The 20,049-nt window shown below is 64.9% G+C and carries 14 protein-coding genes; 8 read left to right on the plus strand and 6 right to left on the minus strand.

Annotated features, from left to right (window positions below; genetic code table 11):
• Positions 1-827: 827 nt before the first annotated feature.
• The 4 genes from ACSC1S_RS19030 (at position 828) to ACSC1S_RS19045 (ending at position 3,418) form a co-directional block, all read left to right on the plus strand.
• Positions 828-1,091, plus strand: coding sequence for an ArsR family transcriptional regulator (locus ACSC1S_RS19030; RefSeq protein ID WP_435365673.1), 264 nt, complete (start codon positions 828-830; stop codon positions 1,089-1,091).
• An 81-nt stretch (positions 1,092-1,172) separates the two neighbouring features.
• Positions 1,173-1,958 (plus strand): IclR family transcriptional regulator, encoded by a 786-nt coding sequence (locus ACSC1S_RS19035; protein WP_435320686.1) that lies wholly within the window; start codon positions 1,173-1,175, stop codon positions 1,956-1,958.
• 124 nt (positions 1,959-2,082) lie between these two features.
• Positions 2,083-2,817: an EthD domain-containing protein gene (locus tag ACSC1S_RS19040; protein WP_435365674.1), complete on the plus strand. Its 735-nt coding sequence runs from the start codon at positions 2,083-2,085 to the stop codon at positions 2,815-2,817.
• Positions 2,807-3,418 (plus strand): HD domain-containing protein, encoded by a 612-nt coding sequence (locus ACSC1S_RS19045; RefSeq protein ID WP_435365675.1) that lies wholly within the window; start codon positions 2,807-2,809, stop codon positions 3,416-3,418. Before ACSC1S_RS19040 ends, ACSC1S_RS19045 begins: the two co-directional genes overlap by 11 nt.
• 40 nt (positions 3,419-3,458) lie before the next feature.
• Here the strand turns inward: ACSC1S_RS19045 and ACSC1S_RS19050 are convergent, their stop codons facing one another.
• Entirely contained in the window at positions 3,459-4,433 is a 975-nt protein-coding gene (locus tag ACSC1S_RS19050; protein WP_435365676.1) for an NAD-dependent epimerase/dehydratase family protein, read from the minus strand.
• Positions 4,434-4,506: 73 nt separating this feature from the next.
• A complete protein-coding gene (locus ACSC1S_RS19055; protein ID WP_435365677.1) occupies positions 4,507-6,195 on the minus strand; it encodes a thiamine pyrophosphate-binding protein in 1,689 nt (562 codons plus the stop codon).
• 1,185 nt (positions 6,196-7,380) lie between these two features.
• Between ACSC1S_RS19055 and ACSC1S_RS19060 the strand changes: the two genes are divergently transcribed.
• Positions 7,381-8,559 carry a M24 family metallopeptidase gene (locus ACSC1S_RS19060; protein ID WP_435320691.1) on the plus strand — a complete coding sequence of 393 codons (1,179 nt, stop codon included), beginning with the start codon at positions 7,381-7,383 and terminating at the stop codon, positions 8,557-8,559.
• 2 nt (positions 8,560-8,561) lie between these two features.
• Positions 8,562-9,854, plus strand: a complete 1,293-nt coding sequence (gene gdhB, locus ACSC1S_RS19065) for a glutamate dehydrogenase GdhB (RefSeq protein ID WP_435365678.1) — start codon at positions 8,562-8,564, stop codon at positions 9,852-9,854.
• Between the two features lie 36 nt (positions 9,855-9,890).
• On the opposite strand, the gene ACSC1S_RS19070 is transcribed toward gdhB, so the two are convergent.
• Together ACSC1S_RS19070 and ACSC1S_RS19075 are read right to left on the minus strand one after the other, a co-directional pair.
• Complete coding sequence (locus ACSC1S_RS19070) at positions 9,891-13,031, minus strand: FAD-binding and (Fe-S)-binding domain-containing protein (RefSeq protein WP_435365679.1); 3,141 nt, start codon at positions 13,029-13,031, stop codon at positions 9,891-9,893.
• A 3-nt stretch (positions 13,032-13,034) separates the two neighbouring features.
• Entirely contained in the window at positions 13,035-14,006 is a 972-nt protein-coding gene (locus tag ACSC1S_RS19075; RefSeq protein WP_435365680.1) for an NAD(P)-dependent oxidoreductase, read from the minus strand.
• Positions 14,007-14,186: 180 nt separating this feature from the next.
• Here ACSC1S_RS19075 and ACSC1S_RS19080 point away from each other — a divergent pair, with 180 nt between their 5' ends.
• Together ACSC1S_RS19080 and ilvA are read left to right on the plus strand one after the other, a co-directional pair.
• Positions 14,187-15,467, plus strand: a complete 1,281-nt coding sequence (locus ACSC1S_RS19080; protein WP_435365681.1) for an amidohydrolase — start codon at positions 14,187-14,189, stop codon at positions 15,465-15,467.
• Complete coding sequence (gene ilvA / locus ACSC1S_RS19085; RefSeq protein ID WP_435365682.1) at positions 15,464-16,741, plus strand: threonine ammonia-lyase; 1,278 nt, start codon at positions 15,464-15,466, stop codon at positions 16,739-16,741. Before ACSC1S_RS19080 ends, ilvA begins: the two co-directional genes overlap by 4 nt.
• A 9-nt stretch (positions 16,742-16,750) precedes the next feature.
• On the opposite strand, the gene ACSC1S_RS19090 is transcribed toward ilvA, so the two are convergent.
• Entirely contained in the window at positions 16,751-18,109 is a 1,359-nt protein-coding gene (locus ACSC1S_RS19090; protein WP_435365683.1) for an aminotransferase class III-fold pyridoxal phosphate-dependent enzyme, read from the minus strand.
• Positions 18,110-18,225: 116 nt separating this feature from the next.
• The gene (locus ACSC1S_RS19095; protein ID WP_435365684.1) at positions 18,226-19,851 is read right to left on the minus strand and encodes a BCCT family transporter; all 1,626 of its coding nucleotides are present in this window, start codon (positions 19,849-19,851) and stop codon (positions 18,226-18,228) included.
• Positions 19,852-20,049: the final 198 nt, after the last annotated feature.

Consider the following 20,049-nt stretch of genomic DNA (forward strand, 5'->3'; position numbering starts at 1 on the left):
CCAACAGCGGATTTAAACCGAGGCCTGATTCCCGTCGGTACCCCCCGAAATGTCGCCCTGATCTCTCTCAGAGATGAGTAATGGCTCGTGTGCCGAATGGTCGCGGTACTGGAACGTCGAGACAGCAGTCAATTAAATCTTTACGTAGTTTCGAGTAACAGAATATTATTGGAAACAGGCTAATAATGTCTTTAGAGTTTTCTGAAACCGAGCAATACAGAAATAACTCTATTACGAAAATAAAAACATAGTTTATAGCTAAATTCTTGGTGGAACGTGTGGGCTCTATTTCAGTCTCTCTATGGTCACTCATTATCCATGAGTGACAGTATCGATACTGACAAGGAGGAGATGCCGTTACGCGGATAGCTTTGTAACACCACTCTGGCACCACCGTCCATTGAACCCGTCTCGTCGAATCCAGCAGCTCACCGAATGAACGACGTCCAGTGTATCCAAGAAACTCGGATTTATTTCCAGGGGCAGTCAGGATGCCGGTACCGTGATTCATTCCGACCCAGCCTTACAGCACGGAACCCGGTGAACCGGTGTAGAACAGGTGCCAACGAGGGTCCTACGGCAGAAAACCGCGAGTCGACGTGTGAGCGATAGGCGAACGAGGACTCGAGCCGACAGATAGCCGGTTCTCACGTTCGTTTCGGACGAAGTGGAACGAAATAGCCGCGATTGGTCGAACAACCTGCAATCCAAGTATAGGGGACAACAAGACCACCATGCCCCGGACGGTCGACGGAGCTGGCGAGTGGCGATATCCCGTTTGACCACAACGATTATTAGTAATTATCGAGTAGCTTTCGACAGCAGCGATGGCTTGTAACGCACAGCGGACGACGGAGGCCTGGGAACAGGCTGCAGAGGCACTCACCGAGTATCCACCGAGCGTCAAGTTCGTGGCGAAGGTACTCGACGTCAACGGCGAGTTGAGCCAGCAACGGCTCGTCGATGAGACGCTCTTGCCGGTCAGGACGGTCCGGTACGCGGTCAACACACTCGAACAGGACGGCCACCTCGAGTCCCGCCACTGCTTCCGTGACGCCCGAAAGCGACTCTACTCGCTCGACCTGGAGTAAATCTCGCGCCGGGGGCACGAGTACGGTCACGCACGCCGGGGTCCGCCAAGAACTAAATCACCAGCCGCCGTCTACCCGGGTATGGCACAGGACGACCGGCTGAATCGAACGGTCACGACGACCGAATCCTCTATCCGTATCCTCGAATCGCTCAAGGCCCAGCCCAGGCAGACGCTGGCCGACCTGACCGAGACTCTCGACATCGCGCGCAGTACCATCCACAGGCACCTGTTGACCCTCGAAGCGAACGACCTCGTGGTGCGCGACGAAAGCGACGGGACGTTCTCGCTGGGGTTGCGCTTTCTGGACTTCGGCCATCGGTCCCGCGAACACGTCGAGTTCTTCGACGTCGGCCGGAAGTACGTCGACCGGCTCGCGGAGGAGACCGGTGAGAAGGTCTGGCTCATCGCGAAGGAGGGCGACTTCAGTGTCCACCTCTACAAAGCACACGGCGAGAACCCGCTGGAGACCTCCGCGAAGGTCGGCCAGCGTCGGTACCTTCACCAGTTGGCGGCGGGGAAGTCGATTCTCGCGTACCTTCCCGACGAGGAACTCGAAGCCATCATCGAACGCCGAGGGCTCGACGAGACGACGGAGAACACCATCACGTCGCCCGATGAACTGCGCGAGGAACTCGAAGCCATCAGGGAGCGGGGCTACGCGTTCAACATCGGCGAGTCCATCACGGGGCTCAACGCCATCGGGGCACCGATCCGCGACGAGGATGGGTATCCGATCGGCGCGATCAGTATCTCGGGCCCTGCGAACCGGGTCAAGGACTCGCTCCTCGAAGACGAGCTGCCGGACAAGCTTCTGGCGGCACTCGACGAGATACACATCAGCCTGCGGTACTCGGACTCGACGTGAGGAGCGCTGGTACCGACAGCACCCCCTGCCGACCGCGATTCTGGTCCGTGGGTCGAGACTGGCCCAACCGCCATTTTGAGAGTTTCCGATGATTTATGTCCGCGGTGGTCGATGAACAGCGTGTATGTTCAAGCACGTCGCGTTGCTCGTCCGACAGGACGACCTCTCGCACGAGGAGTTCGTGGAGTACTGGCAGAACAATCACTCGCCCCTCGCCAAGGACATCGAGGGCGTCGTCCGCTACCAGACGGTGTACCCGACCGACCCGGAGAACGCTGAGTTCGACGGACTGGCGGAGCTCTACTTCGAGACGCTGGACGACCTCCACGAGGCACTCGGGAGCGAGGGCTCGCGGGATTACGACCCGACCCGCGAGGTCGCCGCGAAGGCTCGCGAGGACGTCAACAACTTCCTCGCCGTCGACGAGCGACCGCGCTTCATCGGGGAGGAGAAGGTGTGGAAGGACGAGGTGGCCGGCGACACCGAGGGCCTCTACAAGCACTCGGCATTCCTCGTCCGAAAGGATGGGATGAGCCACGAGGAGTTCCGCGAGTACTGGGAGAACAACCATTCGCCCCTCGCCAAGGATATCGAAGGCGTGGTGCGGTACCAGACCGTCTATCCGACGGACCCGGAGAACGCCGAGTTCGACGGCGTCGCCGAACTGTACTTCGAGACGCTGGACGACCTCCACGAGGCACTCGGGAGCGAGGGCTCGCGGGACTACGACCCCACCCGAGAGGTCGCCGCGGCCGCCCGTGAGGACGTGAACAACTTCCTCGCCGTCTCGGAGCGCCCGCGCTTCATCGGGGAGGAGAAGGTCTGGAAGAACGAGGTCGGCGACCGCGATGGCTACTGAGATGGCCGACGCGGACTACGAGACACAGGTCAGGGAGGCGTATCCGGAACTCGACCGTATCGAGGACGATGACCTACGAGAGCAGGTCGTCGAGGCCTGGGTTCTCGGGCTGGAACGCGGCGGCTGGCAGGACATCGAGGATATCCCGTACGCCTGGAACATCCACGAGGTCACGAACGTGGAACACGTCCGCGGGGTGACGAAGATCGCCATCGAGTCCGCCGAGATCCAGCGCGAGTTCCACGGTGCCGACCCAGACCTCGACGTCATCGTGGCGGCATGTCTGCTCCACGACGTCGGGAAGTGCTACGAGTACGTCGACTTCGTCGATGCCGAACTGCTCGACGAGCCTGACAGGGAACACTACGCGAGCGAGGAGATTCCGCACTCGATTTCGGGGTACGCCCTCGCCCACGAGGTGGGTGTCCCGCTCTCGGTCCAGCGGGCCATCCCGCACTTCCTCGGGGAAGTCCCGACCCGCACCCTGGAAGCCGAGCTGGTCAAGAGCGCGAACTCGGCGTCCTCGAACGCCATCACCCAGTCAGCGATGGGCATCACCCTGAAAGAGTGGGTGGCCGAGTACAGCCAGACGCAGAACTGAGCTGCAGAACCGAACCGTAAAACCGTCCTTTTCGAACGGTTCAGAGCGGGTCGAGGCCGGCCTCTTCGCGCAGCACCTGGATGTACTTGCGGAAGCCGGATTCGAGGTCGTACTGCACCTCGTAGCCGGTGTCCTCCTGGAAGGCGGTCATGTCGAGGCGCTGGGTCCAGGGGAGTTCGCCCTCGTCGGAGACCGTGATGTCCGCGTCGGGCATGATGTCCTCGACGGTCTCGGCGGCCTCGCGAATAGACGCGAGTTCCCCGCGGACGTTGTAGATGCGTTGACTGAGGTCTTCCTCGGGGGTGAACGCGGCGAGGCGGAACGCCTGCGCGATGTCCTCGACGTGCTGCCAGTCGATCTCCTGGTCGCCGTACTCCACCGAGAAGGATTCGCCCAGGGCGGGCTTCTCGATGATGTTCGCGAGGAATGCGCTTCCGCCCGTTTCGCGGTACGGGCCGTAGGCGACGGTTGGCCGGATAGCGACGTGGTCGACCCCGTACTCCTCGTTGTAGACGCGTGCCTGGTGTTCGTTGTATTCCTTGGTCGCGCCGTAAAGGGTGTCCGGGTAGACGAGGTCGTCCTCGGTGACCCACCAGTCGCCGCCATCGTCGTAGTTCGCCGGCGGCGCGTACACTGCGGCCGAGGACGCCCAGGCCACGCGTTCGACCTGGTCGTCGAGTGTTCGGGCCGCCTCGAAGATGTTGCTCGTTCCTTCCACGTTCACCTTCAGAGCGGCGCGCGGATTGGACTCGGCCGTGTTCGTGAGCAATGCAGCGAGGTGGACGATGCGGGTCGCACCGGTCTCGGCGACCGCGTTCACCACGTCGGTCGGGTCGGTCACGTCGCCGCGGCGGATCTCGACGTCGTCCGCGATGTCGAGCTTCGCCAGGATGCGGTCGTCGGTCGAAAGGTCGTAGGCGACCACGTCGTGGCCGTCTTCGACGAACGACTTGGCGACGTAGGAGCCGATGAAGCCGGTGCCACCGGTAACGAGTACCGTCTCGGTTTCTACCATCTGTTCGATACACGCGGGAATTCGTCAAAAGCGTTGTGCTGCCTGCGGTTCCTGCAGTTATTGGCTACTGCAGTTACTCGTGCAGACCGCCCACCTCGGCGTAGAACGAGGACTGCAACGTCTCGACCATGTCGGGCTCGCGGTCGATGCGCACGTCGAGGACGGTCGGAACGTCCGAGGCCTTCGCCTCGGCGAGCCGGTCGTCGAGTTCGTCGGGGTCGGTCACGCGAACCCCGTCGGCACCGAAGCCCTCGACGACCGTGGCGAAGTCGGTGTCGTGGAACTCGACGCCCGGGATGGAGTCGTCCATCTGGCGGACCATCCCCAGACTCGTGTCGTTGAGCACGACGAACGTCGGGGCGACGCCGTACTCGACCGCGGTCTCGACGGAGGTCATCGTCATGGTGAACCCGCCGTCACCAGCGACCCCGATGACGTCCTTGTCGGTCGTGATGGCTGCCGAGACGGCTGCTGGGGTCGCCCACCCCATCCCGCCGACGCCGCCAGACCCGAAGTAGGTCCGGACCCCGGGCGTCTGGAGGTAGTTCAGCAGCCAGAAGCGGTTGTTGCCGGAGTCGGCCGTGACGATGGTGTCCTCGTCGACGACGTCCGAGATGGCCTGCACGGCGCGCTGGGGCAGGATTGGCGTCTGGTCCGAGTCGCACTCGGGGACGTGGAAGTCCTCGCGGGCCTCGGCGGCGCGGTCGAGTGCCCAGCCGTTCTCTCCCCCGCTGGCCGTCACCAGCGCAGCCAGCGAGTTCCCGGCATCACCGATGAGGCCGACGTCTGCGGGGTACACCCAGCCAGCGTTTCGGGTGTCGATGTCGGCGTGGATGATGGTCTGCTCGTCCGGGCGGATGAACGATTCTGCCTGCCAGTTGGTGTCCATCGGGTTCATACGGCAGCCGACCACGAGCAGTGTGTCGGCCTCGGAGACGACCTGGTTCGCGCCTTCGTGACCGAAGGAGCCGATGACACCGGCTGCGCGTTCGTGGGTTTCGGGGATGGTCGACTTGCCAAGGTACGACGTGGTGACGACCGCGTCGTACGCCTCCGCGACGGCCTGGAGTTCGTCGTAGCACTGCGAGACGTGGACCCCGTTCCCGGCGATGATGACCGGCCGATCTGCATTCGTGAGTGCGTCGGCGGCGGCAGTCACGTCGGCGTCGGTCGGGCCGGACTCCCAGTTCTTGGTCTGTCGGTCCGGCGACCAGACAGGGGGTACGTCGTCGGTCGGAACTTCGTCGGTGACGGCATCGCCGTCGAGGATGACCGCGGTCGGCCCGGGACGCCCGGCGGTCGCGTGCTTGAACGAGAGCTGGAGGCTGCGCAGCGTCTCGTTCGCGGTGCGTGGGAACCACCACTCCTTGGTGATACCGTCGAGAATCTTCGGCAGGGAGAACCCGCCGTAGTCGCCGCGGGCCTGCTGGTACGGCGCCAGCGTGGAGTAGTCACCGCGCTCGGAGGCCTCGGTGATGGCGACCATCGGCGAGGAGCCGAGACGGGCTTCCATCTGGCCGATGGCACCGAGGCTGCCGATCCACGGCCCCTGTCCGGTGAGGACACCGGGCTGCTGGTGGTAGCGGCCGTACATCTCTGCCATCACGCTCGCCTCGCGCTCGTCGCGCGGGCGAACCACTTCGATGTCCGAGTGGGCGAGTTCTTCCAGCAGTTCGATGGCGCGGCCACCGGGGTAGCCGAACAGGTACTCCACGTCCAGGTCTTCCAGGGTGCGAACGATCTGGGTGCTTACTTTAGTCATGTGTAGGTGTCCTCGATGCCGACATACGGGGCAGGGCTGCTCTCCAGAGCCGCGTCTGTCGCGGCGAAGACACCGCCAGCCGTATGCGCGGTAGTACCATCGTCTTTCGTCGCAGGCGTCTTTGTTCTACCGGTGCTTCCAAGCCATACCGATTGTCGGAGGATGGACGCGCCGATAATCCAGCGAGGACTCGAGGGCTACATCCTTCTGCAGGCGTCTATCGTCACGGGGTTCACCCTCGCTGAAATCGAGCTCTGCTGGCGACTCGCTGCGGTTCTCGTGCTCTCCTCCCGAGAGCATCCAAGCAATTCGGATATTGTGCGAATAGACTCCCTGACAGGCAGCCAGGAACCGAATCGTCGGGTGATTTCGGTGTTTTTCTGCTGTCCGACAGGGAGACGGACGACTGCTGGTCGAAGTCGACCCTCCGACTCGCGTCTGGACCTAGCAGTTGTTAGACTACCGGTGCGGCGCTCTCGCGCTCCACACATCACTGCCTCGGCGACATGATACAGAGGGGTTCGGTCGGTTTTCCAGCAGGGATGGGCGAGGGGCATTCTGGGTGACGACCATCCAGTCGGCGGTTAGCGCGAACCCATGTCGGAGGAGGAAGAAAATAACAAGGAATGAATATTGAAGTTCTCATTGAGATGGCATAAAAGCCTCCCCAACTTGTGGTGGGGGTCCCAGACCGAGGTAATTCTGGAAGGATAACTAATATCTTTGTAAAAAATTGATATTTATTCTGTATATTCCGATATTTGTTAAAGATATCTGTCGTTTATTGATTCACAATTGTATTATCTGGAGTGCGGCCACGACCCGGGCGCCGCCCGTTCAGAAATCGGGCTTTTACTGCCTCTGTTCCGAATATCGTGGCAAAAACGGTAGAGTCCAGAACGGTCGAGACTGCTTCGGTCGCCTGCACAGGCTCTAACAGGCCAACTCATACTGTCGAATATGTATGAGTATTTATCCCTTTGTTCCTAATTTACTGATGTATTGTTCCTAGTCCGGGACCCCTCTCGATATCGCCGTGAAAAACCTCCCTCCCAGAAACCGATGACCAGTCGAACGGACCCCGCCCGGCGATACCGAACCGGGGGCGACGAGGTCCAGCACGTGTATCTTTTCTATAAAAAAATTTTTACAGTCTATTTACGAATACTCGGGTGAGAGGCTAGCATGCCCAGAGCCGTATTCGACAGCAGTGAGTACGACCGTCGAATCGCCCGGACGAAAGAGCGGATGAGAGAGGAGGGGCTGGACGCGGTGTTCGTGAGCGACCCGGCCAACATGAACTACCTCACAGGGTACGACGGGTGGTCGTTCTACGTCCACCAGGGCGTCGTGGTCACCCAGGACCGGGACGAGCCGGTCTGGGTCGGTCGGGACATGGACGCGAACGGCTGTCGTGCGACGACCACGCTCTCCGAGGAGAGCATCCGTCCCTACAGCGACGACCACGTCCAGTCGCCCTACGACCTGCACCCGATGGACTTCGTCGCGACCGTCCTCGACGACCTCGGCGTGGCCGACGGGCGCATCGGGCTGGAGATGGACGCGTATTACTTCACCGCGAAGTCGTACACCCGGCTCCAGAAGAACCTCCCCGAAGCGGAGTTCGAGGACACCACGCTGCTGGTGAACTGGCTCCGAATCAAGAAGTCCGACGCCGAGATCGAGTACATGCGCGAGGCGGCCCGCATCTCCGAGAACGCGATGCAGGCCGGCCTCGACGCCATCGAGGAGGGTGTCCCGGAGTACGAGGCCGCGGAGGCGATCTACTCGGCGCTCATCGACGGGACCGAAGACTACGGCGGCGACTACCCCTCCATCGTGCCGCTGATGCCGTCTGGGGACCACACCGGGACGCCACACTTGACCTGGACCGACGAGGAGTTCCGCAACGGCGACCCGGTCATCATCGAGCTGTCTGGCTGTCGTCACCGGTATCACTCCCCGCTCGCCCGGACGACGTACGTTGGCGAGCCCCCGCAGGAGATGCAAGAGCGCGCAGAGATCGTCGTCGAGGGGATCAATGCCGCACTGGACGCGGTCGAACCCGGGGTGACCGCGGAGTCGGTCGAGAAGGCCTGGCGCGATACCATCGCCAAGTACGACCTCGAGAAGGAGGACCGCATCGGCTACTCCATGGGCCTGGGCTACCCGCCGGACTGGGGCGAGCACACCGCGAGCCTGCGCCCGGGTGACGAGACGGTGCTGGAGGAGAACATGACCTTCCACACCATCCCCGGGCTGTGGTTCGACGACTTCGGCGTCGAGCTGAGCGAGACGTTCGTCGTCACCTCGGACGGGGCCGAGCCACTGGCCGACTTCCCGCGCCGACTGTTCACAGCCTGACCATGCCGGAGACCAAAACGACCGACGAGGAGGCGGCGGGCGGCGAGGCCGAGCCCGAGTCCGCCCTGGCGACGGCACGTCGGCAACTGGAGCGAGCCGCCGCGCACGTCGACGTCGACGCAGGTGTCGTCACGCGGCTGAAACACCCGACGAAGGTCCAGCAGGTCTCGGTCCCACTTCGACTCGACGACGGCTCACTCGAGGTATTCACCGGGTACCGCGCCCAGCACGACGACGTGCGCGGGCCGTACAAGGGCGGCCTGCGCTTCCACCCGGAGGTGACCGCCGACGAGTGCATCGGGCTGTCGATGTGGATGACGTGGAAGTGCGCCGTGATGGACCTCCCGTTCGGCGGTGCCAAGGGTGGCGTCGCGGTCGACCCGAAGACGCTCTCCGAGGAGGAGCGCGAACGGCTCACCCGGCGCTTCGCCGAGGAGTTGCGCGACGTGGTCGGCCCGAAGAAGGACGTCCCCGCGCCGGACATGGGGACCGGCCCGCAGGAGATGGCGTGGTTCATGGACGCCTACTCGATGCAACAGGGCGAGACCACGCCCGGCGTCGTAACCGGGAAACCGCCGGTCATCGGCGGCTCCTACGGCCGTGAGGAGGCACCGGGTCGGTCCGTCGCCATCGTCACGCGCGAGGCCATCGACTACTACGACTGGGACATCGAGGAGACGACCGTCGCGGTCCAGGGCTTCGGTTCGGTCGGCGCGAACGCCGCCCGGCTGCTGGACGACTGGGGCGCGAGCATCGTCGCCGTCTCGGACGTCGACGGCGCGATCTACGACCCCGACGGCCTCGACACGCAGGACGTGAAGGGCCACGACGAGCGTCCCGGCATGGTCTCGGGCTACGACGCGCCACAGACAATGACGAACGCGGAACTGCTCGAACTCGACGTGGACATCCTCATCCCGGCCGCAGTGGGCGAGGTCATCACCGCGGACAACGTCGACGATATCTCCGCAGAGATGGTCGTGGAGGGCGCGAACGGGCCGACGACGTTCGCTGCCGACACCATCCTCGAGGAGCGCGGGATTCCCGTGATTCCGGACATCCTCGCAAACGCCGGCGGGGTGACTGTCTCGTACTTCGAGTGGCTGCAGGACATCAACCGCCGCCAGTGGTCGCTCGACCGCGTGCACGAGGAACTGGAACAGGAGATGCTCGACGCCTGGGACGCGGTCCGCGAGCACGTCGAGGCGGACGACCTGACGTGGCGCGACGCGGCCTACGCGGTCGCGCTCTCCCGCATCGGCGGCGCGAAGGAGACGCGCGGCCTCTGGCCCTGAGGCCGGGTCGGATTATTTTTCGAGAACGGTAATTCGCTACTGCTGGAGGGCCTCTGCCAGCTTCGCGACGGGGTGTGGCGGCTCGGGCGCGGACTCGTCCCGGTCGCCGAGCTGGGTGCGACAGGACGCCCCGGGTGCGACGACAGTGTCCCCCTCACTCTCGTCGACCTGGTCGAAGAGGAGATCGCCGATGGCCTCGCTCATCGAGTAGTGCTCGGCCTCGTAGCCGAAGCTGCCGGCCATGCCACAGCAGCCGGAATCGAGTGGGTCGACCGCGTATCCGGCACGTCGAAGGACGCCCACAGCGTGGTGGTCCTTCCGCGTCGCCTTCTGGTGGCAGTGGCCGTGGTAGGTCAGGTGCTCGTCGGGGGCTTCGGTCGACAGGTCCGCGACGAGTCGCTCCGAATCGAGGTACTCCATGATGCCGTAGGTGTTGTTCGCGACGGAGTCGACCGCGTCCGGGGAGACCCCGGCGTCGCCGTCACCGAGGAGGTCGCGGTAGTCCGACTGGAGCATCACGGCGTCAGAGGGTTCGACCAGAACCACGTCCCAGCCGTCTTCGATCTTCGGCGCGAGTGTGGCGACGTTCGTCGCGGCGCGCTCGCGGGAGCGGTCGAGGAAGCCCTTGGAGTGTGCGGGTCGGCCGGTCGAGGTCACGTCGTCCGGAATCTGGACGTGGACCTGGGCCGCCTCCAGGACGCGAACTGCAGCCTTCCCGGCGTCGGGGTGGTTGTAGTTCGTGTAGGTGTCGGGGAACAGGAGCACCTTCTGGCTCGCCTCGGCTTCCGGCACGCGGCAGCCACCCCGGGCTTCGAACCAGTCCTCGAGTGACTCCCGGTGGAACGTCGGCAGGTCGCGCTCGCTGGCGATTCCCAGTACTTTCTCGCCGACGAGGTCGGCACCCGGCACGTTCTGCGCCCAGTTCGAGACCGGGGCCAGGGCCGACCCGAGCGCGTTGAGGCGGTCGACCTCGGCGAACAGGCGGTCCCGGAGGCTCGCACCCCCTTGCTGGTGGTGGGCGTGCTCGACCTCGGCCTTTAGCTTCGCCATGTCGACCTCGCTCGGGCAGTCGTGCTTGCAGCCCTTGCAGCCGACGCAGAGGTCCATGGCCTCGCGCATGAACTCGGTGTCCTCGGCGTCCGCGGGGAGGTCGCCGCTCATCGCCTGCCGGAGCATGTTTGCCCGGCCGCGGGTGGAGAGGCTCTCCTCCTCGGCGGCGCGGTAGGTCGGGCACATCACGCCGCCACGGGTGTCCTGCTTGCCGCGGCAGCCGGCACAGCCGTGACAGAGTTCGGCCATCCCCTGGAAGCTATTCTCGGTGTCCCACGCTAACTCGGGTTCGAAGTCCGGCTCGAACTCGTAGTCGGGGTCGAACCGGAGGTTCTCGGTCATGCTGGCGGTCCGAGCTCGCGGGGGGGTTCCGTTGCTATCTACTCCCACGACCTGCCCCGGGTTCAGGAGCCAGTCGGGGTCGAACGCGGTCTTGAGGTCCTGGAACGTCGTCCAGAGTCGGTCGCCGTACAGCTTCCGGTTCCACTGGGTCCGGGCGCGGCCGTCGCCGTGCTCGCCCGAGACGGAGCCGCCGACCTCGACCACGAAGTCGGTGATCTCGTCGGCGATGGTCTCGAACGAGTCCAGCCCCTCGACGGTCTTCGTGTTCACCAGGGGACGGACGTGCAACACGCCCGGCCCGGCGTGGGCGTAGAAACTGGTTCGCGCGTCGTGTTCGTCGATGACTTCGCGGAAGCGTTCGACGTACCCGGGGAGCTGTGCCGGGGGAATCGCGCAGTCCTCGATGAACGAGATGTGCTTCTCGTCGGTCGTCCGCGAGAGCAGGATGGGCGCGGCCGCCTTCCGCATCTTCCACAGCCCGGCACGCGCTTCTGCGTCGTGGGCTTCGAGCGCATCGAAAGCGCGAGCGTCGGCTGCCTGCTCGACACCGTCTGAGGGGCGCGCTTCCGGCTCCACGTCAGGGACCCGTGCCGCAAGCAGGTCCGCGACCTGCTGCCGGCCGTGTTCGTCGGAGTCGGCGTAGAACTCGACGAGCAGCGCGCCTCGGGTCCCGTCGGGCAACGAGGCAGCCACGTCGTGGAACTCCGCCGTGTCGAGCGCGAGGTCGATGAGCACGTCGTCGATGAGTTCCACCGCGGCCGGCTCGTGGTCGAGTATCGGGGCCACGTCGGCTGCCGCGTCGAACACGTCCTCGTAGGTGAGCAGCGCGACCGCCTTCGTCTCCGGGACCGGTTCCAGTGACACGGTCGCCTCGGTGACGACTGCGAGGGTACCCTCGCTTCCTGCCAGCAGGCGGGCGAGGTTCACGCTCCCGGGGTCGCAGTCGGGGTCGATACCCGATCCATCCGCAGTCGGGCGTTCTCCTCGAGCTTCGTCGACCAGCATGTCGAGGTTGTAGCCCGAGACGTTCCGCTTCAGGTCGGGGTAACGGGCGTCTATCTCGTCGGCGTCCTCGTCGAGAATCCGGACGACCTCCGCGTAGATGCGCGGGAGGAGGGGACTTGGCGGGCCGCCTTCCCCCCAAGCGTCGGCATCGGGGTCGGCCTTCGCCCGGAGTTCGTCGACCGAGACCTCGCCGAAGTGGTGGACGGTTCCGTCCGCGAGGACGACTTCTGCCTCCTCGATGTAGTGGTCGGTCTTCCCGTACACCAGCGAGTGCGCGCCGGTCGAGTTGTTCCCGATGGCCCCGCCCAGGACGCTCCGGTCGCCGGCGGCCGGGTCCGGCCCGAATTTCAGGCCATGCTCGCCCGCGGCGGCGTTCAGGTCGGCGAGGATTGCGCCGGCCTGGGCGGTCGCTTCTTTACTGCTGGAATCGACCGATTCGACCACGTCCATGTACCGCGAGAGGTCGAGCACGACCGCTTCGTTGACCGCCTGTCCGGCGAGGCTGGTCCCGCCACCGCGGGGGAGCACGGGAATCTCGCGCTCTGCACAGTACGAGACGACACTGGCCACGTCGTCGGTCGATTTCGGCATGACCACGCCGATTGGAAGCACCTCGTAGGCGGAGGCGTCGGTCGCGTACAGCTGGCGGGAGTACTCGTCGAAGCGCACGTCGCCCTCGACGCGGTCTTCGAGGTCGGCGACGAGCCCTGGTCGTTCGATTTCGCCTCCGGTGTACTCGTAATCGGCCCGTGGGTCGTCGGCCGGGTCCTGTGCCGCCATCGCTTACCCCGACTCGGGCGAGAGGACCTGGTTCTGGAGTTCCTCACCTTCCTCGAGGCGGTCGAGGTTCTCGGCGACGATGTCGGCGAGGCGGTCCCAGTGCTTCGGGGTGTGCCCTCCAGTATGGGGGGTGATGAGGCAGTTCTCGAGCCCCCAGAGCGGGTGGTCTTCCGGGAGCGGCTCGGGCTCGGTCACGTCGACCGCCGCGCCGCGAATCTTGTTCGACCGCAGGGCGGCGACCAGCGCGTCGGTGTCGACGATGCCGCCGCGGGCCGTGTTGACGAGCACGGCGTCGGTCTGCATCGTCGCGAGCTCGTCCTCGCCGATGAGGTTCCGCGTGAGGTCGTTCAGCGGGCAGGCGACGACCACGTAGTCGCTCCGGGCGAGCGCGTCGTGGACGTCGTCGCTGTCGAACCCGAGCACCTCGTCGGTCGGGCCGCCCTTCGAGGGCGTGTACCGGATGCCGATGGTGTCGACCTCGAACCCCTGCAGGCGCTGGACGACGGCCTGCCCGATCGAGCCCAGCCCGATGACGGTCACCGTGCTGTCGGTGAACTCCGAGGACTGGAAGTGCCGCCACTGCGATTGCTGCTTGCGCCGCCAGCCCTCGTGGAGGCGGCGGGCGAACACCAGCATGTTCCCGATGGCCTGCTCGGCGATACCGGGGGCGTGGATGCCGCCGGCGTTGGTGACCGCGACCCCGTGTTCTGCCAGCGTGTCCATGGGGACGTGGTCGGTGCCGGCGAAGGTGCACGCGAACAACTCGAGACCTTCGGCACGGTCGAGGAGGTCCTCCTCGACGGTGATGCCGGTGACGATGCGAGCGTCCGGAATCAGCTCGCGTTCCTGCTTCGGCGTGCGCGCCAGCGTGACCGTCCGGTCGGCCGGAAGCCGCTCGCGGAGCGCGTCTGCGTACGATTCCATCGAAAGCCCTTCCGTCCCCTCGCGGAGGACGACGACGTCTGTCTCTGTCATGGGTGGGTGTGGCGTGGTGGGTGTAGCGCCAGCGGCTGGTCGATGGCCCCGAGAACTCGAGACCCTCGGCTGGCGCGCAGCTATGAAATCGATGGACTGGCCACACCTTAGTCCTTTTGTGTATCCGCTGTCCACGGAAACCGTTTACCGTTAAGTGCCTGGAGGATGTTACGTAAACACATGGCAGATGCTGTGCGAGCACGACTAGCGGAGCTTCGCCGCGACCTGCACCGCTACCCGGAGCCTGGCTGGTGCGAGTACTGGACGACTGCCCGGCTCGTCGAGGAGATTCAGGCCATCGGAGTGGACGAACTCGCCGTCGGCGAGGAGGCGTACGACCCGGCGGACCGGATGGCCGTTCCCTCGGAGGACGAGCTCACGACGTGGTACCAGCGTGCGCTCGACCGTGGGGCCGATCCCGATATCCTCGAACAGCTCCGCGGTGGGAAGACGGGCGCGGTCGCCGTTCTCGACCGCGGCGAGGGCCCGACGGTCGGCCTGCGCGTCGACATCGACGGGCTGTATATCGATGAATCCGAGGACGGGGGGCATATCCCGGCAGACGAAGGATTCCGGTCCGAGACCGGCGAGACCATGCACGCCTGCGGGCACGACTCTCACATGACGTGGGGACTCGCGACCCTCGAGGCCATCAAGGAGAGCGACTTCTCGGGCCGCCTCGTGGTCTTCTTCCAGCCCGCCGAGGAGGTATCGGGCGGTGGCGCTCCCATGGCGAAGAGCGAGTACTGCGACGACATCGACTATCTCTTCGCGGTCCACGTCGGGCTCGACTACCCGACCGGCGAGGTCGTCGCCGGCATCGAGCGCCCGCTCGCGATGTGCCACGTCGACGTCGAAATCGAGGGCACGTCGGCCCACGCCGGCAAGGCACCCGAGGAAGGGAACAACGCCATCCAGGCCCTCGGGACGGCCATCGAGAACGTCTACGGTATCCCCCGCCACTCCGACGGGATGACCCGCGTCAACGTCGGCAGAGTCGAGGGTGGCACCGCGAGCAACATCATCGCCGAGGACGTCGAGGCCGTCGCCGAGGCCCGCGGCGAGACGACCGAACTGATGGAGTACGCGAAGGCCGAACTCCGACGGAAGTTCGAGACCGCCGCCGAGATGCACGGCTGCGAGGCCGACGTCGACATCGTGAGCGAGAGCCCGCGGGCCGATAGCGACCCCGAACTCGTGGACGTTGTCGCGGACGTGGCAGAGGGGGTCGCTGGCGTTGAGACCGTCCTCCCGACCGCCGACTTCGGTGCCAGCGAGGACGCGACGTTCCTCATGGAGCGCGTCCAGAACGAGGGCGGGCTGGCGTGCTACTCCATCGTCGGTACCGACCACCCGACCAGCCACCACACGCCCACCTTCGACGTGGACGAGCGCAGCCTGGAGATGGGCGTCGAGGTGCTCACGAACTCGATTCTGTCGGTCGCGGAGGCGCGGCCATGAGTCAGGGGCAGGGGCAAGGACACAGCGAGACCGTCCCGTCAGCATCCGAAGTCGTGACCGAAGCTGATGTCAAGGCGGCCAACGAGCGACTGGCCGAGGTGGTCCACCAGACGCCCCTCGATGGGTCGACGACCATCGCGGAGCATTGCGGCGCAGCCCGCGTCGACCTCAAGCTGGAGAACATGCAGCGCACCGGCTCGTTCAAGATTCGCGGGGCGTACAACGCGATGGCACAGCTCCCCGAAGACGTTCGGGAACGAGGTGTGGTCGCCTCCAGTGCCGGCAACCACGCCCAGGGGGTCGCGCTGGCAGGCCAGCTGCTCGGCATCGAGACGACCATCGTCGTCCCGGAGATCACCCCGGCCGCCAAGATAGACGCGACCCGCGGCTACGGTGCCGAGGTCGTCGTGGAGGGCGAACAGTACGAGCGGTCCTACGAGTACGCGCTCGAACTCGCCGAGGAGGAGGGGCTGGAGTTCGTCCATCCCTTCGACGACCCCGACATCATCGCCGGACAGGGGACGGTCGGACTGGAGATTCTCGACGAGGCTCCCGACCTTGACACCGTGCTCGTCTCCATCGGCGGCGGCGGCCTCATCTCGGGCATCGCGACGGTTCTGAAGGCCCACGACCCCGATATCCGGGTCGTCGGCGTCCAGCCCGAGGGCGCGGCCCACGCGAAGCCCTCGATGGAACAGGACGAGATTCACATGCTCTCCGAGGTTGACACCGTGGCCGAGGGCATCGCCGACGCCCGGCTGCTGGAGCAGACGTTCGCGGTCATCCGCGAGCGCGTCGACGACGTGGTCTCCGTGAGTGACCGGGAACTGACCGTGGCCTCGACGCTCCTTGCAGAGCGGGCGAAGACGGTCGCCGAGACTGCGGGAGCAGCGCCAGTCGCCGCACTCCTCTCCGGGGGGGTCGACGTCCAGGATGAACACGTCGCGGCCATCGTCTCCGGCGGGAACGTGGACCTGACCGAGCACGCCGAGGTGACCCGGACCGGCCTCCACGAGCTTGGTCGCTACGTCGATGCGCGGCTCGAACTCCGCGGCTGGCCGACCGCGCTCGGAGCGGTCACCGAGCTGGTCGAGGAACAGGGCGCAGCACTCGATACGGTCGAACGCGCGAACCGCAGGGTGACGGACGACCCGAACCGGGTCCCGGTCACGGTCGGGCTCGCGGGCAGTGGTCCCGAGCACCTGCGGGAAGTCCTCGACGCGCTCGCAGGGCTTGAGGGGGTCGCAGTCGTCGAGAACAGTCTGGACAGGTAGGTAAAAACCTCAGGCGATTGCCTGGGTCGCCACCGCGTCCATCGCCTCGCAGAAGATGGACGCGCCCAGTTCTATCTCGCGCTCCGTGGAGTCGAGCGGGGGCAGGAGCCGGATGGTCTTCTTACCGCAGCCGAGAGTCAACAGGCCCCGTTCGAGGGCAGCTTCGACCACGGCGTTCCGACGCTCGGGCGTGTCGAACTCGACCGCGAGCATGAGTCCCTTGCCGCGGACGTCCTCGACGTGGTCGGGGGCGTCGTCGCGGATGATCTCTTTCGCCTGCCGACCGCGTTCGGTCGCGTTGTCGAGCAGGTCGTGTTCCTCGATGGCTTGCAGGGTGAACGCGCCCTGCATCGAGCCGAGCAGGTCGCCGCCGCCGAAGGTCGATCCGAGGCGGTTCTTCTCGGTCGGGAAGACGTCGGAGTTTGAGATGGTCGCACCGACCCGGAGGCCTTTCGCGCTGGCGATGACGTCCGGTTCGATGGGGTAGTGGTCCGAGGCCCACATCTCGCCGGTCCGGCCGACGCCGGCCTGGATCTCGTCGACCACGAGGGGGATGTCGTACTCGTCGCAGACCGACCCGACCTCGGCCATGAACTCGTCGCTCGGGAAGCGGTAGCCGCCGACGCCCTGGATGGGTTCGAGGATGGCGAACGCGACCTCGTCGGGGTTGACGTGCCCACCCTCGGGTGCGAGTGAGTTCCGGAGGCGCGACCCCCCGCCCGAGAAGAAGCCGCAGTCACAGGTGCCGGCCGAACAGCCGCGGTCCTCGCAGAAGGGGACCGTCTCGATGCCGCTGATTTCGGGGTAGTGGCGGGTGTAGACCTCCTTGGATTTCGTGAGCGAGAGGGTGCCGACCGTCCGGCCGTGGAAACTCCCCTCGAAGGCGTAGCCGTACTTGGCTGCTGGCTTGTGGTCGTGGGTTATCTTCATCGCGTTCTCGACCGCCTCCGCGCCGGAGTTCGAGAGGAAGACGGTGTCCATCCCGTAGTGCGAGCAGGCGTCGGTCAGCTGGTCCATCAGGTGGCTCGACCCGGGGAACTCCGCGGTCTCCGGGTCCGGGCCGGCACCGAAGTACATGTCCTGGCCGGCGATCTTCATCGGCTCGACGAGGTCGAACTCGCGGAGCTTCGAAACGACCTTCTCGTTGTTGTACCCGAGGGGGGCGGCCCCGATGTGGCAGGTGAAGTCGAGCAGGACGTTCCCGTCGACGTCGGTTACGAACGGGCCGTCGGCCTCGGCGGTCACGTCCCAGACGAACTCGTGGGAGTACTCGCTCGGTGCGGCGTGCTGGGAGTGGAACTCGATCCACTTCTCGGCGTTGGGCCCGGGCAGCGCTGCTGTATCCGGCTCTGCGGTATCCCTATCCATACACAACAATCGTTGATGGCGTACATTAAAACTTGTTATCAGTCACCCGTCGTGGGCAGTGGGCCGAGCGACGGGCGACCGGGAGTAGCGAACAGAGAGTCGAAAAGAGGCGGGGGTCAGTCGTCGTCCTGCGTTGCCGCGTTCGCGGCCTTCCCGGACTGCTTGTTCCCGGATGGACGGCCGAATATCTGGGTGCGGTCCTGCAGGAGCAGGGGGCCGTAGTCCTGCTGGAAGCTCCGGATGAGGCCGAGCATCGTCAGCAAGCAGATGAACGCGAACGGCGCGCCCGTGATGATGGCCGCGTACTGGAGCGCTTCGACGCCCCCGACGACCATCAGGATGGAGGCGACCGCACCCTGCAGCAGCGCCCAGAAGATGCGGTTGACTGCGGACGGTGACTCCTTCCCACCGCTGGTCATCATCGCGACGGCCAGTGTCGAGGAGTCAGCCGACGTCACGAAGAAGGTGGTCACCAGCACGAGGAAGGCGAACAGGAGCAGCGGTCCGACGACCGGCAGATTCCCGAACAGGACGTATCCCGAAACGGCCTCACTGTATTCGGAGATCGGGCCGAGGATGTTGGCCGAGCCACTGTTCTGCATGAGCACGCCCGCGCCGCCGACGATGGCGAACCACGGGATGGTCGCCAGCGAGGTTGCGCCGATACCGGCGAACGCGACTTCGCGGACACTGCGACCGCGCGAGATACGGGCGATGAACAGCCCGGCGAACGGCGACCACGCGAGCGGCCACAGCCAGTAGAAGACGGTCCAGGCGTCGACCCACTCGCCAGCACCACTACTGGCTGCGCCGGTGTACAGCGCCATCTCGAAGAAGTTCCCGAGATAGCCGCCGATGGCCTGCGTCCCGAGTTCGAGGATACGAAGCGTCGGCCCGAACACGAGGGTCGCCGCCATCAGGAACAGGAACATCACCATGTTGAAGTTCGACAGGCGGCGGATGCCCCTGTCGACCCCGAGCACGAGCGAGGTGGTGAAGATGACGACCATTCCGGTGATGACGAGGACGGTCCCGACGTCACCGAGCTGGATGCCCCACTGGAAGTTGAGGCCGGTGATGAACTGGCTCCCGATGAACCCCAGTGAGGTGGCGACCCCACCGAGGGTCGCGAACACGGCGAGGATGTCGACGGCCTTCCCCATGATGCCATTGACGTTGTCAGCGCCGATGATGGGGGTCAGCACCGCCGACACGCGAAGTGGCGCACCGTAGTTGTACACGTAGTAGCCGATGCCCAGTCCCATCACGGTGAAACAGGACCACTGGATGACGGCCCAGTGGAAGATGGAGTACTGGACAGCCAACGGCATCGCGGCGGCCGTCTTGGCCTGCGCGTCGAAGAACGGCGGGACCGAGGAGTAGTGGAACATGGCCTCGGCGGGGCCCCAGAAGACGATACCCGCCGCCAGTCCGGCGGAGTACATCATCGCGAAGTACGAGAAGTAACTGTACTCGGGCTTCTCGTCACCCAACTTCAGTCTCCCCCATGGGCCGAAGATGACGAACGCCAGGAACAGGACGAACCCGAGCATCGCGAGGAGGAAGAACCAGTTGAACGTCGACAGTATCCAGACCCGGATGCCATCGATAAACTCGAACGATTCAGTCGGTCGGAGGCTGAACGCGCCGACGAACAGGACGGTGATGATCGCTCCGAACGCGAAGATGGTCGGCTCTATCTCGTCGAGGAACTCCTCTATCGCCCCTTCCGAGGTGCTCATTCGTCCTCACCTCCGTTGGCGAGCCGCTGATTTCCGAACTGTGCGTCACAACGACCGTCACGTGGGTGTGGTATGATTGAACACGTCATTGTGTGTCTGGAGGGTAGCCGTGATACTCGGTGCCGTACATCACGACAATGAGTAACATCTGTGTTAAAACCTTCGGTTACTGGTGATGGTGAGTACGGAATCTGTGTA

This window comes from Haloarchaeobius pelagicus, from assembly GCF_051207375.1.
Classification (GTDB): Archaea; Halobacteriota; Halobacteria; order Halobacteriales; family Natrialbaceae; genus Haloarchaeobius.

What these genes read in the sequence shown, in the direction of transcription:
- ilvA (WP_435365682.1), top strand. Translation starts at nt 15,464, where the DNA reads ATGAGTCAGGGGCAGGGGCAAGGACACAGCGAGACCGTCCCGTCAGCA.
- ACSC1S_RS19035 (WP_435320686.1), top strand. Translation starts at nt 1,173, where the DNA reads ATGGCACAGGACGACCGGCTGAATCGAACGGTCACGACGACCGAATCC.
- ACSC1S_RS19075 (WP_435365680.1), bottom strand. Translation starts at nt 14,006, where the DNA reads ATGACAGAGACAGACGTCGTCGTCCTCCGCGAGGGGACGGAAGGGCTT.
- ACSC1S_RS19080 (WP_435365681.1), top strand. Translation starts at nt 14,187, where the DNA reads ATGGCAGATGCTGTGCGAGCACGACTAGCGGAGCTTCGCCGCGACCTG.
- ACSC1S_RS19060 (WP_435320691.1), top strand. Translation starts at nt 7,381, where the DNA reads ATGCCCAGAGCCGTATTCGACAGCAGTGAGTACGACCGTCGAATCGCC.
- gdhB (WP_435365678.1), top strand. Translation starts at nt 8,562, where the DNA reads ATGCCGGAGACCAAAACGACCGACGAGGAGGCGGCGGGCGGCGAGGCC.
- ACSC1S_RS19050 (WP_435365676.1), bottom strand. Translation starts at nt 4,433, where the DNA reads ATGGTAGAAACCGAGACGGTACTCGTTACCGGTGGCACCGGCTTCATC.
- ACSC1S_RS19030 (WP_435365673.1), top strand. Translation starts at nt 828, where the DNA reads ATGGCTTGTAACGCACAGCGGACGACGGAGGCCTGGGAACAGGCTGCA.
- ACSC1S_RS19055 (WP_435365677.1), bottom strand. Translation starts at nt 6,195, where the DNA reads ATGACTAAAGTAAGCACCCAGATCGTTCGCACCCTGGAAGACCTGGAC.
- ACSC1S_RS19070 (WP_435365679.1), bottom strand. Translation starts at nt 13,031, where the DNA reads ATGGCGGCACAGGACCCGGCCGACGACCCACGGGCCGATTACGAGTAC.
- ACSC1S_RS19040 (WP_435365674.1), top strand. Translation starts at nt 2,083, where the DNA reads ATGTTCAAGCACGTCGCGTTGCTCGTCCGACAGGACGACCTCTCGCAC.
- ACSC1S_RS19045 (WP_435365675.1), top strand. Translation starts at nt 2,807, where the DNA reads ATGGCTACTGAGATGGCCGACGCGGACTACGAGACACAGGTCAGGGAG.
- ACSC1S_RS19090 (WP_435365683.1), bottom strand. Translation starts at nt 18,109, where the DNA reads ATGGATAGGGATACCGCAGAGCCGGATACAGCAGCGCTGCCCGGGCCC.
- ACSC1S_RS19095 (WP_435365684.1), bottom strand. Translation starts at nt 19,851, where the DNA reads ATGAGCACCTCGGAAGGGGCGATAGAGGAGTTCCTCGACGAGATAGAG.